The organism is Moraxella sp. I5G, assembly GCF_055193055.1.
The window spans coordinates 15,352-29,533 of sequence record NZ_JBUXLH010000001.1 but is presented as its reverse complement, the minus strand read 5'-3'; the positions used below and the strand labels follow the sequence as shown (position 1 = coordinate 29,533).

At 40.0% G+C, this 14,182-nt stretch carries 9 protein-coding genes; all 9 read right to left on the bottom strand.

All coding sequences use genetic code 11. The annotated features are described in order from the left end of the window. Nucleotides 1–85: 85 nt before the first annotated feature. A complete protein-coding gene (folD, locus tag ACZBKJ_RS00110; protein ID WP_463198857.1) occupies nucleotides 86–940 on the bottom strand; it encodes a bifunctional methylenetetrahydrofolate dehydrogenase/methenyltetrahydrofolate cyclohydrolase FolD in 855 nt (284 codons plus the stop codon). Between the two features lie 55 nt (nucleotides 941–995). Then, the gene (gene clpA, locus ACZBKJ_RS00105) at nucleotides 996–3,230 is read right to left on the bottom strand and encodes an ATP-dependent Clp protease ATP-binding subunit ClpA (protein ID WP_463199043.1); all 2,235 of its coding nucleotides are present in this window, start codon (nucleotides 3,228–3,230) and stop codon (nucleotides 996–998) included. A gap of 9 nt (nucleotides 3,231–3,239) precedes the next feature. Continuing rightward, a complete protein-coding gene (locus ACZBKJ_RS00100; RefSeq protein ID WP_463198856.1) occupies nucleotides 3,240–3,563 on the bottom strand; it encodes an ATP-dependent Clp protease adaptor ClpS in 324 nt (107 codons plus the stop codon). 52 nt (nucleotides 3,564–3,615) lie between these two features. Beyond that, complete coding sequence (locus ACZBKJ_RS00095; protein ID WP_463198855.1) at nucleotides 3,616–4,353, bottom strand: hypothetical protein; 738 nt, start codon at nucleotides 4,351–4,353, stop codon at nucleotides 3,616–3,618. A gap of 137 nt (nucleotides 4,354–4,490) precedes the next feature. After that, on the bottom strand, nucleotides 4,491–6,173 hold the full coding sequence (locus tag ACZBKJ_RS00090; RefSeq protein WP_463198854.1) for a fructose-specific PTS transporter subunit EIIC: 1,683 nt from the start codon (nucleotides 6,171–6,173) through the stop codon (nucleotides 4,491–4,493). Nucleotides 6,174–6,210: 37 nt separating this feature from the next. Continuing rightward, nucleotides 6,211–7,191, bottom strand: a complete 981-nt coding sequence (locus ACZBKJ_RS00085; protein WP_463198853.1) for a 1-phosphofructokinase family hexose kinase — start codon at nucleotides 7,189–7,191, stop codon at nucleotides 6,211–6,213. 17 nt (nucleotides 7,192–7,208) lie between these two features. Next, nucleotides 7,209–10,070, bottom strand: a complete 2,862-nt coding sequence (gene ptsP / locus ACZBKJ_RS00080) for a phosphoenolpyruvate--protein phosphotransferase (protein ID WP_463198852.1) — start codon at nucleotides 10,068–10,070, stop codon at nucleotides 7,209–7,211. Between the two features lie 190 nt (nucleotides 10,071–10,260). After that, complete coding sequence (gene greA / locus ACZBKJ_RS00075) at nucleotides 10,261–10,737, bottom strand: transcription elongation factor GreA (RefSeq protein WP_463198851.1); 477 nt, start codon at nucleotides 10,735–10,737, stop codon at nucleotides 10,261–10,263. 149 nt (nucleotides 10,738–10,886) lie between these two features. Beyond that, nucleotides 10,887–14,123, bottom strand: a complete 3,237-nt coding sequence (gene carB, locus ACZBKJ_RS00070) for a carbamoyl-phosphate synthase large subunit (RefSeq protein WP_463198850.1) — start codon at nucleotides 14,121–14,123, stop codon at nucleotides 10,887–10,889. Nucleotides 14,124–14,182: the final 59 nt, after the last annotated feature.

Below are 14,182 nucleotides of genomic sequence, written 5' to 3'. Positions count from 1 at the left end.
AAGCAATTTTTATAAACAGTCAGCTGATGCACTTGGGTTTAGCGTTTTGCTTTACCCAAGCCGTGTAATTATCTCTTTGTTTTGCTTATCTTATATTTGCCTCTTTTTCAGCAGCTTCAACCGTTTGACGAATTAAAGTATTAATTGTCATCGGTCCAACGCCGCCCGGTACTGGTGTATAGGCAGATGCAATACCATCAATACCATTTAACTCAATATCGCCACAACCACCATCATCTGTTGGATGAAACCCAGCATCAACCACGACTGCACCCTTTTTAATCCAAGATTTCTTAATCAATTCTGGCACACCAACCGCCCCAACCACGATGTCTGCCTGCCCAACATGATGGGCTAAATCTTGAGTTTTAGAATGACAAATGGTCACTGTGCAATTGGCGTTTAGTAGCATTTGCGCCATTGGTTTGCCCAAAATAGCGCTGCGCCCAATGACAACAGCATGCTTGCCTGTTAAATCAATTTGATAATGATTCAATAAATGCATGATTCCTTGTGGAGTACATGAACCATAAGCAGACTCACCCATTGCCATACGACCAAAACCAAGGCAAGTTACGCCATCAACATCTTTACCCAAATTAATGCGGTCAAAACAGGCACGTTCATCAATTTGGTTTGGTACAGGGTGTTGTAGTAAAATACCATGAACATCAGGATTGGCATTTAATTCATCAATTTTTGCCAAAAGTTCATCCGTTGTAGTGGTACTTGGCATTTCTACACGAATGCTATCCATGCCAACACGTTTACAAGCGTTTCCTTTCATGCGTACATAAGTTGCTGATGCAGGGTCATCGCCTACCAAAATTGTTGCTAAAATTGGTGTGCGTCCTGTCTTTTGTTTTAAATTCGCCACACGCGTCGATAATTCATCTTCGATGGATTTGGCGAGTGCTTTGCCGTCTAAAATCAATGCCATATTGGTTACCTTGATATTTGTTTAGGTTTGTTGTTAATTAAGATTGTCTTTAAAATTATGTGTTTGCCATCACCTGCAAATTAACTTCATTATCTTTTATCGATGCCAATACATGACCACCGTCACTCAATTCACCAAATAGAATCATTTGCGCCAAAGGTTTTTTTAGTTTTTCTTGGATGAGTCGTGCCATTGGTCTAGCCCCCATCAACCTATCATAGCCTTTTTGAATCAAATATGTTTTAATTGATTCATCAATATCTAAAAATACCTGTTTTGCTTCTAGCACGCTTTGCAGTTCGATGATAAACTTATCCACCACAAAACCAATAGTGTCTTGCGATAATGGTTTAAACTGCACAATAGCATCTAAACGATTGCGAAATTCTGGGCTAAAGGTTTGTTTAAGAGCTTCTGTATTGTCCTGACTGTGGTCTTGATGGGTAAAACCCATAGATGCCCGGCCGATGCTGTCTGCGCCAGCGTTGGTGGTCATGATTAAAATAACCTGTTTAAAAGAGACTGTACGTCCATTATTATCAGTGAGTGTACCATTATCCATCACTTGTAACAGTAAATTAAATACATCAGGGTGTGCTTTTTCAAGTTCATCAAGCAGTAACACACAATGTGGGTGCTGATTGACTTTTTCGGTTAAAAGTCCACCTTGGTCGAACCCCACATAGCCAGGAGGAGCGCCAATCAGTCGCGATGCGGTATGCGCTTCCATATATTCACTCATATCAAAACGAATCAGCTCAACACCCAGTGTACTAGCAAGCTGCTTGGCAATTTCTGTTTTGCCGACACCCGTTGGGCCTGCAAATAAAAATGCCCCAATAGGTTTATTTAATGGTTTTAAGCCTGCTCGAGCTAATTTAATGCTATCACTGACTTGTACAATAGCTTCGTCTTGTCCAAAAACCACATGCTTTAAATTGCGTTCTAGGTTTTTTAAAACCTGCGTATCATCGCGCGATACTGATTTTGGTGGAATACGTGCGATTTTGGCAACGACCGCTTCAATTTGTGGCGTATCAATGGTTGTAATTTCAGTATTTTGAGCAGTTTTAATATAAAGTTTGGTATTTGCTCCAGCTTCATCAATCACATCAATAGCTTTATCTGGTAAAAAACGGTCATTAATATGTTTTGCAGACAACTCTACCGCTGCTGTGATGGCGTCTTCAGTATAATGCACTCGATGAAAATTTTCATACTGCTCTTTTAACCCCTGTAAAATCTCAATGGCATCTTTAATACTGGGTTCTTTAACATCTATTTTTTGAAATCGCCTTGATAAGGCATGGTCTTTTTCAAAAAATTGGCGGTACTCAACAAATGTTGTTGAGCCAATACATCTTAATTCGCCATTTGCCAGTGCAGGTTTAATCAGATTGGATACATCCATACTGCTATTCATACTTGTACCTGCGCCAATGATGGTGTGAATTTCATCAATGAATAAAACGGCATTGGGCTGTTTTTTTATCGCAAGTAATAACTCTTTAATACGTTTTTCAAAATCACCTCGGTATTTTGTCCCCGAAATCAATGACCCAATATCCAAGCTATAAATTACCACATCCGATAAGGCTTCTGGAGCCTTTCCATTAACAATTAGCCACGCCAATCCTTCAGCAATGGCTGTTTTACCAACGCCAGGGTCGCCAACTAATAACGGATTATTTTTACGGCGACGACATAAAATCTGCGCCGTGCGTTCAATTTCGCTCGTCCGTCCAATCAAAGGGTCAGTCAATCCTTTTTTGGCGCGCTCATTTAGATTTTGAGTCCAACTGGTTAAGGCGTTTTGCTTGGCAGACTTATCAGTGGTTTGATTGCTTTCTTCATCAGATGGGTCATTTTCTTCTTGTTCATGAGATAAATAACGCTGAACAACCAATCCTGACACGCCTTGAGCATTTAGCAAAGAAACTGCATGGGAATCTTTTTCTTTAAACATTGCAACCAGAACATCCACACCAGTAATTGGACGGTTTTCACCGTTGGTCTGATTGTGCCAAATTGCCCTTTGCAGCACGCGCAAGAACGCTTTGGAGGTAGTTGGCAATTTCTTACTATTTTTTGGAACATAGGCTTCAATATATGCCATCAGTTCTTCTTTAACGAGCAACAAATCAACTTCGCAAGCTTGTAGTACTACTTTGGCATCATCATCATCAATCAGCCCAAGCAACAAATGCTCAATAGTAACAAATTCATGGTTACTAGAAATGGCAAATTGCTCAATAAATTGGCGAGTTTCTTCAAATTCTTTACTAAACATCATCGTCGCTTATAACAGTTTTTTTAGGGTAACCAATAAAGGAAAATCACAGGCTTCGGCAAGTTCCAAAACTTTGGTTACTTTCATCTCAGCAATTTCTTTTGGATAAGTTGCTATCACTGCCTGCCCTTGATTATGTATTTGCAGCATAACCATCACAGCTTTATCTGTTGTATAATCAAAAAAATCTAACAACACATTGACCACAAAGTCCATGGTTGTATAATCATCGTTGTGCATAATTACCGCATACAACACGGGTTCTTTAGGCATAGTTTGAGGTTTAACAGTTAAAACATCAATATCATCATCAAAAAAATGTTCGTTTGACATAAATTAACACTACCAAGCGACAAACAAAACCTGCAAAAGCAGGTTATTTAAATTATTGACCAATTGGTCTGGCACTGAGTTCTTTTTCATTAACACCATCAGGCATGCTAACCACTTTACCCACTTGCCAATTATAAAGTTGCTCTGTATCTTCTGAACCAGCTTTTAAATCCAACTTGATTTGTTTAGGTTCAAATCCCTCAGGCATTACAAAACGTCCACGAATATGAGCAATACCCTTAATACTGTAAGTTGCTGGCTTAACAGGAATTTCCACCATATTTGTAGCATTAAGTAGGGTAATTTTTGGCATCATGGTTACTGATTGCCCTGATTTATCCACCATCGCTACATCAAAACGATATTCAAACGTTCGATCAGGCATGGAAACGATTTCAGATGCCAACACCTTTAATGGCACGCCACCTTGTTTTGCCACACTTTGTAATAACATGGTGTTTAACTGTTCTAATTGCAAGTTGGTTGTTTTGATAGACTCATTTTGCTCATGCAATGATTGAATATTTTTTAGTCCAATATCACGCTCTTGAATTGCAGTTTCTAATTTTTGTTTTAATGCGGTTTCTTGTGCCAAGTCAGCCTGATTTTCTGCTTCCATTTTTTCTTCTACTGCTTCATTAATGGCACTGCGCATACCTTGCTTTTGACCTATGTGATAGCCAAATACCGCCATCACAATCGCCACAAATATCACCACACCTGCAAACAAAACAAAAATTTGCTGTGTAGAGCCACGTTGATGATAAAAATGAAACTTAGTCATACTCATGTATTTATTGCTCAATTGTGAATTTGCCACATTATAGCAAAAATTACCCAAACATTAATGGATTTTTCACAATCAACAATTAAGTTTGGGCAAATTTTTACAGACAAACAGTAGAAAATTACCGACAAGTTACATTTTTAAGCAGAAATCGTGGGATTTTGTGCCTTTCTTAACATTGCATATAGACCGCCTGTCGTTAATGAACCAATAGCAATTGCAGATAAATACAATATTGGTTTAGATACAAAAGGAATGACAAACAATCCGCCGTGTGGTGCTTGTAAGGCGATACCAAAACCCATACAAATTGCGCCTGCTAACGCTCCGCCAATAACTGATGAAATAATGACTCGAGCAGGGTCGGCTGCTACAAAGGGCAATGCGCCTTCAGAAATAAAACACAGTCCTAAAACAAACGATGCTTTGCCAGCATTTTTTTGGTTTTCATTAAATTTACGTCTAGCAATCCAGGTAGCAATTGCCATGCCAATTGGTGGAACCATACCTGCCGCCATCGCCGCAGCAATCGGCGTATAAACACCGGATGCAATCATTCCCACTGAAAACGTATAGGCAGCTTTATTGACAGGGCCGCCCATATCCGTGCACATCATAGCACCAATAATCAATCCTAAAATTACAGCGTTCATTTCACCCATGCTGGTTAGCCAATTTTTTAAGGCTTCCATCAAAGCAGCTACAGGCGGATTGATAATATACACCATAGATAAACCAACCAATAACGTACCCAATAGTGGCAAAATCAAAATGGGTTTTAATGACGTCAAACCAGCAGGCAGATGAATTGTATTATTTAAAAATTTAACCGTATATCCTGCTAAAAATCCGGCAATAATACCGCCTAAAATGCCAGCTCCTGCCGTTGTTGCCAGCATACCTCCTGTCAAGCCAACTGCAAGTCCTGGTCTATCAGCAATGGAATATGCGACATAACCTGCAAATACTGCAATCATTAAATGAAATGCTGCGCCACCACCAACATCCATCAACGCCTTAGGTAGGCCAAAAGCAATTGCCTCGTCTTTAAAGGCTTCCACACCAAACATAAACGACATGGCAATTAATAGCCCGCCTGCCACCACCAAAGGTAACATGTGAGACACACCTGTCATTAAATGTTGATAAATGCCTTTTTTCTCTTGGGTTTGGTCATCTGTTTGGGCTTGGGCGTGATTTTGGTAGGTGCTGGCGGTTTCTAAGGCTTTATTAAATTCTTGTTCAGTTTTTTTAAGTGCTAGCCCAGTTGAAGTTTTGTACATTTTTTTGCCAGCAAATTTAGTCAAATCCACGTCAATATCTGCTGCCACAAAGACCAAATCGGCTGCCGCGACTTCTTCGGGTGTAATAATATTGCCCGCTCCCACTTGACCGCGGGTTTCTACTTTGATTTGCCAACCTTTGGCTTTTGCATAATTTTCAATTGCTTCAGCCGACATAAATGTATGAGCAACACCCGTTGGGCACGCAGTAACCGCAACAATGTTAAGCGGCTTATCTTGATTAACTGATTGTGATTGATTGTGATGATTTTTAGGCGTTAAAATCTTTGTTAAATAATCTAAGTTGTCAAAAAGCTGATTGTCCAGTGTTTGATAATTTAGGTAAATGGTATTTGTTTTATCCATTTGCTGCTGATGACCAATCACAACAAAAATACCATCTTGATTATAATCACTGTTTGCAATATTGGCGGTTGCCCCCAATCTTTGCAAACTATTTTGTAATTGTTTTGCCAAAAGCAGGCTGATTGCTAAAGGTTCTTTGGGTAAAATTGTGAAGATAGAATGTTTGATGTCCATTTTATGTACCTATTTAATTGATGATGCTTATTAGGATTTAAGTGATGCCTTTATCAAAAATTTGTACTTTAGCAATCAAGTTTAATAGCTCATTACGTTTTGGTACTTGTACGCCAATCACGGTAACGGCATGCGCAGATAACGCGGTTGTATGACATAGTAGTGTCTTATCATCAAAGTTTTGAAGCAGCCCAAAAATCATACCAGCAACCATAGTATCGCCTGCCCCAACGGTGCTTTTAACGGTCATTTTTGGAGGTATAGCATGATAAATTTGACGCTTTTGACCTGATTTTTTAAACCAATGAACCCCTTTATCCCCCATAGAAACTAAAACATGCTCAATATCGCCTGAAATTTCCTGAATAGCGGATAACTGTTCATCAAGCGTGGTAATTTGTCTATCAAACGCACCAGACAGCTCATCATTATTTGGTTTGATAAACCATAAATTATGTTTTAAAGCGGTTTTTAGAGCATCACCACTGACATCAACGGCAATTTTTGTGTTATTTTGAGTTAATAAATCCAACAGTTCATCAAAATCTCTAGTTGTAAACCCCTTGGGCAGGCTGCCTGCCACCAAGACTGCATCTGCTTCTTTGGCATACTGGATAAGGCGTTTAAATAAAGCTTGTTTTGCGTCGTTATCTATCAAAAAACCTTGACCGTTGATATCTGTTGTACAGCCTTGTTTATCTACTATTTTAACGTTGGTACGTGTAGCACCTGCAACTTTAACAAAACCATCGGATAACTGACCTACGCCAGCATCACCGATAAAGGTTTTATGACTTTTAAATAAACGCTCAAAAATCTCATCATTATCATCGCCCAAAAATCCAGATGCAATCGCATTGATACCCAGTTCTGATAATACATGAGCAGCATTTAAACCCTTACCTGCAGCTCCAAGCTGATTTTCACTTGCCCGATTAACCGCGCCTAATGTCAATACATCTAGAGTAATCGTCAAATCAATAGCAGGGTTTAAAGTAATACATAATACAGTTTTCATGAATTTACTCACTTATTTTATTCATCACGGATTAAAGCTCGTACTTCTTGGCTTGTGGCGCATGATAAGGCTTTTTTAGCAAGAGTTTGGCATTCTTGTAAATTAAGTTCACGAATTTGGGCTTTTGTTAAGGCGATGCTTGTACTTGACATACTAAGCTCATCCACGCCTAGGCCCAGTAAAATCGGCACTGCTTTTTCATCGGATGCAAGCTCGCCACACACACCAACCCATTTTCCATAAGCGTGTGCCGCTTGAACTGTTTTGTCAATCAATCTTAAAATACTTGGGTGCAGACCATCAGCATCTTTAGAAAGCGTTGGATGCCCACGGTCAATTGCTAGTGTATATTGAGTTAAATCATTTGTGCCTACACTGAAAAAATCTACTTCTTTAGCAAAATCTTCTGCCATAATTGCCGCACTTGGTACTTCCATCATAATACCTGCTTGCAAATTATCATGTGGGTACTCTTGCAGCACATCATCCAAAATGGCTTTTGCGGCTCGCCACTCTTCTATCCTGCCAATCATTGGAAACATGATGCGTAAATCGCGACCCTTAGATGCCATAATCAAAGCTGTTAATTGGTCTTTAAGCAGTTTTGGTTGCTCTAGCGTTAAACGAATGCCACGCACTCCCAAAAATGGGTTTTCTTCAGCAGGCATTGGCAAATAAGGTAAGGGTTTATCACCCCCCACATCCAACGTTCTTACCACCAAAGGGCGGTCTTCTAAATCATTGAAAACTTTCTGATAATCTAAAATTTGAGTTTGCACATCTGGCATGTTGTGATGCGCCATAAAAACCAGTTCGGTTCGCAGTAGCCCAACCGCTTCGGCACCATTCTTGACTGCAAGTTGAGCATCATTAACATTGCTTAAATTTGCAGCAATTTCTACTCGATGACCGTCCTTGGTGATTGCAGGTTGAAAGGCTTGTTCTTTGGCAAGAGCTTTGCGTTTAGCAAAATTAGCTTGAGCAATCTGACAGTCGTTCACCATATTTTGGTCAGGTGAAACCACAAAATAGCCCCTGCCGCCATCAATCAATACCACAAGTCCTTGATGAATGCTTAATACGCCACCAGCACCAACAATTGCAGGAATGCCCAAAGCTCTTGCAATAATAGCACTGTGTGAGCTTGCCCCACCTTGGGCGGTTAAAATGCCTGCCACTTTTTTGGGGTCAAGTTTTGCAACATCTGATGGAAGCAAATCTTGCTTAATTAAAATATAAGGCTCATCAGGTTCAACATCCAAATCTTGACCAGTAAGCTTCATCAAAACCTTTTGTCCAATATCTCGCAAGTCAGCGGCGCGTTCTGCCAGCAGATGATTTCCTACCAAAGACTGAGTTTTTGCCATTGCTTCAATGTGCGCATGCCAAGCGGCGGCAGCGGATAACCCTTCATCAATGCTATCTTGCGCGCCAAAGATGATTTCTTCGTCTTCTAATAATGCTACATGCGCAGCAAAAATCTTGGCAATGGAAGTTTTGGTGGCATTTTCCACTAATTTTTTTAGGTCAGTTTTAACATCATGAATCGCCTGCATCAATTTTTCTGTTTCAGCGGCAGAATCTTTAGCTGTCATTGAATAACTAAAAGTTTTGGGGGTAATAACATAAGCCTTTGCTATTGCAAATCCTGACGATGCAGGCGTGGCATAAATTTTCTCGCCATACTCAATGGTAAATGCAGTTGAATTTTCAAGATTGGATTGTTGGGTTGATTTTTGATGAAGAATGGATGAAGAATTTTGTACGGGTACCACGTCTTCACCTAAGCCTGATTGCACCAATTCAATTAATTTTGGTAAAAAATCAATCGCATCGGTATTTGGTTCGGCAATAAAAGTGAGTGTTTGTCCATGTGTACCGCCAAGTGATAAAAGACGCGCCAAACTTTTTGCAGAGACAAACACCCCATTATCCACACTCACCCGAATTTCACCTTTTGCCTGTTTTGCCATATCAGACAACAGTGTCGCCGGACGAGCGTGCAAACCTAGCGGATTAACAATTTGAGTGGACTGGTTTTGCCAATCAAGCGCTTCTTCGGCATGTAACAATCTGGCAATTTGTTTAGCGGATTGATTTAAGTCGTGGTTAAAATCATGACTAAGCAAAACATCATAAACTTTGGACAATCTGGCTGTGTCCATATGCGCATTACTAGCAATAACTGCCAATGCCTTGACTTTATCTTTTTGATACATAATCGGTTTTTTAGCCACCACCAAAGATAATGCTGACTGATGAATGTTATCGTCTTCTAAAATTAAAGCATAAATGGCTTGGGATAACTTGGTTAAGACGGGTTTGATAGTTAAAACACTGTCTAATATACCGCCTGATTTTAATAAGGCACACGCCTGATAAGACAGCTCATCCAAATCACCAGCAGCGACATCGGTTTTAATTAAGTTTTCATGTAAAAGCAAACTATCAGGCACACCATTGATGATTGTTATCAATTCATCCGCAGTTTGAGCGTTTTTGATTTTATCCTCAACATTATCAGATAAAGTGCGGGTTAATAATTTTAAAATGTCTAAATGTTCATCAGATTTTGCTGCTATTACTGCCGCCAAATACACCTTGTCACCAGCATCATTCCAAATCACCCCATTAGAAAAATGCACCAGACGAACACCCGTATTATAAATAAGGCTTCGTGAATCTGGTGTACCATGTGGTATTGCAACACCTTGACCTAGATAAGTGGACGCTTTAGCTTCACGATTCTTTAACCCTTGCAAATAATCGCCGTGAGTTAAACCATCTTCATGTAAAATATCAGCAAGCAGTTGCAAGGCTTCTTCTTTTGTATTTGCCTTAGCATTCATACGTACATCTTTTGTAGTCAAGGCTAACATAACCGCTCCTTTATAGTCAGGGCTAAAAATCGCTGAATTGATAAAATATCATCATAAAATTGCACCATTCTAGCATTTTTTATCAGATAAACCGCCTATTATTACAAAATATTTCAAAATAAAAAGCAGATTTTCCAGTGGAAATCTGCTTAAAGTAATTAAAGATACAATTTAAATATTAAATGCTTTTTTAGGTATAAAGCACCTGCAAAATTTCAAATTCTAGTAAACCGCCAGGCGTTTGAATTTTGGCTTCATCGCCTTCAGATTTACCAATGAGACCGCGGGCAATTGGCGAGTTTACTGAAATTTTACCAATTTTAAAATCAGCTTCATCTTCACCAACAATTTGATAGCGACGTTCTTCGCCATTATCAATATTTTCCAGCACCACGGTAACCCCAAACACCACACGACCTTCTTTGGGCAGTTTGGCAGGGTCAATTACTTGCGCGCCACTTAATTTAGCTTCAATATCGCGGATACGAGCTTCACATAATCCCTGTTGTTCACGAGCAGCATGATATTCAGCGTTTTCCTTTAAATCACCGTGTTCACGAGCTTCGGCAATTGCGGTGGTAATGCGAGGACGCTCTACGGTTTTTAATTGTTTTAATTCAGCTTCTAAAGCAGCATGTCCTTGAGGGGTCATCGGATAACGTTGCATAAAAATTCTCCTATTTTTAATAAAACAATTTAGTTTTATCAAATTTTTATCAAAAAAAGATATAGTGAAAAACACCACGCCTTTTGGGGTGGTGTTGTTTATAAATTTGGTTAAATTTGAAGGTATATTAACAGGTTTATTTGTAATTATCAAGCGTTTAAATCTTGCAGTTTATACACATCAAATGGCAACGACACTTCGTAAGCTTTGCATACTGCTTGAGCAGCACTGATGGTGGTTACATAAAAGACTTTACCTTGCAAAGCACTGCGACGAATAGAAAAAGAATCTTCCTGAGACTGCTTGCCTTCAGTGGTATTAATCACCATTGCAATTTCACCATTTTTAATCGCATCTACAATATGCGGGCGACCTTCAGTAACTTTGTTAATTTTTTGACAAGCAATGCCTGCTTTATCGATTACTTGGTAAGTGCCACTGGTTGCTACCAGCTCAAAACCTAAATCCACCAAAGACTGTGCCACCGCAACAACGTATTTTTTGTCGCTATCACGTACAGATAAAAAGGCTTTTTTAATTTCGCCCTTGGTTGGTAGTCCTGGCAAACGTTCATTGGACGCAATCACTACTTTATAAAACGCTTCACCAAAGGTTTTACCCACACCCATGACCTCACCTGTCGATTTCATTTCAGGGCTTAAAATGGGGTCAACACCTGGAAATTTAGCAAATGGGAATACCGCTTCTTTAACTGAGTAATGATTTGGGATAATCTCCTGCACAAACCCTTGCTCTGTCAATGTTTTGCCTGCCATGCAACGAGCCGCAACTTTCGCCAAAGACGTACCAATACACTTAGAAACAAAGGGCACAGTGCGACTAGCGCGTGGATTAACTTCTAAAATATAAACCGTATTATTCTTGATGGCATATTGTACATTCATCAAACCCACCACCCCAAGCTCTTTTGCCATAGCGATGGTTTGCGTGCGAATTTGGTCTTGAATTTCTTGACTGAGTGAATAAGGTGGAAGTGAACATGCCGAATCACCAGAATGCACGCCTGCTTGCTCAATGTGCTGCATAATGCCGCCAATTACCACATTTCTACCATCAGATACACAATCTACATCCACCTCGATAGCGTCATCAAGGAAACGGTCTAGTAGCACCGGAGCTTCATTTGATGCCTGTACGGCGGTTTTAAGATAATGACGGAGTTCATCTTCATTATAAACGATTTCCATCGCTCGCCCACCAAGCACATAAGAAGGACGCACCACTAAAGGATAGCCTACCTCTTTGGCGCGAATAATTCCCTCATCAGTGCTGGTTGCCAATGCGTTTGGTGGTTGATTAAGATTTAGCTGAATCAACATGCGCTGAAAACGCTCACGGTCTTCAGCACGATCAATCGCATCAGGACTGGTACCAATAATCGGCACGCCCGCCTCTTCTAAAGCACGTGCTAATTTTAGGGGAGTTTGACCGCCATATTGTACAATTACGCCCTTAGGCTGCTCAGTACGAACAATCTCAAGCACATCTTCTAATGTTACAGGCTCAAAATACAAACGGTCTGACGTATCATAATCCGTAGACACTGTTTCTGGGTTACAGTTTACCATGATGGTTTCGTAACCATCTTCACGCATAGCAAGAGCAGCATGAACACAGCAATAATCAAATTCAATACCTTGACCGATGCGGTTTGGACCTCCGCCAATTACCATGATTTTATCTTTGTTAGTTGGGCGAGCTTCACATTCCTCATCATAGCTTGAATACATATATGCAGTGGACGTCTCAAACTCTGCAGCGCATGTATCGACACGTTTGTAAACAGGATACACCCCCAAATTCCAGCGATGCTTACGAAACTGTTTTTGACTGATTCCCATTAAACTTGCAATGCGCAAATCACTCATGCCTTTACGTTTAAACTGACGAATATTTTCAGCAGTCAAATCGCCAAAACCTAAAGCTTTGATTTGATTTTCTGTGCGTACAATGTCTTCAATTTGCACTAAAAACCAGCGGTCAATCTTAGTACATAAAAACACATCATCAAGACTTAATCCATGACGAAATGCCTCAGCAATATAAAAAATACGTTCAGGTGTTGGAATGGTTAAGCGATTTTTGATTTCACTGATGATACCATCTTTGGTTTTGTTTTCGGTGTCAATAATTTCATCAAAACCTGTTGCGCCTGTTTCAAGCCCACGTAAGGCTTTTTGCATAGACTCTTGGAAATTACGCCCAATTGCCATCACCTCACCCACTGACTTCATTTGAGTGGTTAATGTGTTTTCCGCTTGAGGGAATTTTTCAAAATTAAATCGAGGTACTTTGGTCACTACATAATCAATAGACGGTTCAAAAGAAGCTGGGGTCTTACCGCCTGTAATGTCATTTTTTAACTCATCTAATGTATAACCAACAGCAAGTTTGGCAGCAATTTTAGCGATTGGAAAACCCGTTGCTTTACTTGCTAGGGCAGATGAACGGCTTACGCGAGGATTCATCTCAATAACCACCATACGCCCATTTTCAGGATTAATACCAAACTGCACATTAGACCCACCTGTTTCTACGCCAATTTCACGCAGGACGGCGATGGATGCATTGCGCATGAGCTGGTATTCTTTATCAGTCAATGTTTGGGCAGGCGCAACCGTGATACTATCGCCTGTATGTACGCCCATTGGGTCAAAATTTTCAATAGAACATACAATGATGCAATTGTCTTTTTTGTCACGCACCACTTCCATTTCATATTCTTTCCAGCCAATCAAACTTTCATCAATCAATAGCTGGTGCGTTGGTGACAAATCAAACCCTCGCTGACAAATTTCAAGAAATTCATCACGATTATAAGCAATTCCACCACCACTGCCGCCCATCGTAAATGACGGACGAATAATTACTGGAAACCCAAAACGTGCTTGAATTTCCAATGCTTGTTCCATGGTTTCTGCAACATCTGCTCGAGGACACTCCAAACCAATTTTTTTCATAGCCTTATCAAAAAGCTCACGGTCTTCAGCTTTTTCAATAGCTTCTTTGGTTGCTCCAATCAGTTCACAATTGTACTTTTTTAATACGCCATGTTTGTCCAAATCAAGCGCACAGTTTAAAGCCGTTTGCCCGCCCATCGTTGGCAAAATCGCATCAGGGCGTTCTTTATCAATAATACGCTCCACCGTTTGCCAAGTAATTGGCTCAATATAAGTTGCATCCGCCATCACAGGGTCGGTCATGATAGTTGCTGGGTTTGAATTGACCAAAATTACTCGGTAGCCCTCTTCACGCAGGGCTTTGCAGGCTTGAGCGCCTGAATAATCAAACTCGCACGCCTGCCCAATGACAATTGGACCTGCTCCAATAATTAAAATTGATTTAATATCACTGCGTTTTGGCATAATTTATACTCACTTTTATAAAATTTTTTATTACAATTAACTGATAAACTCTATCACTC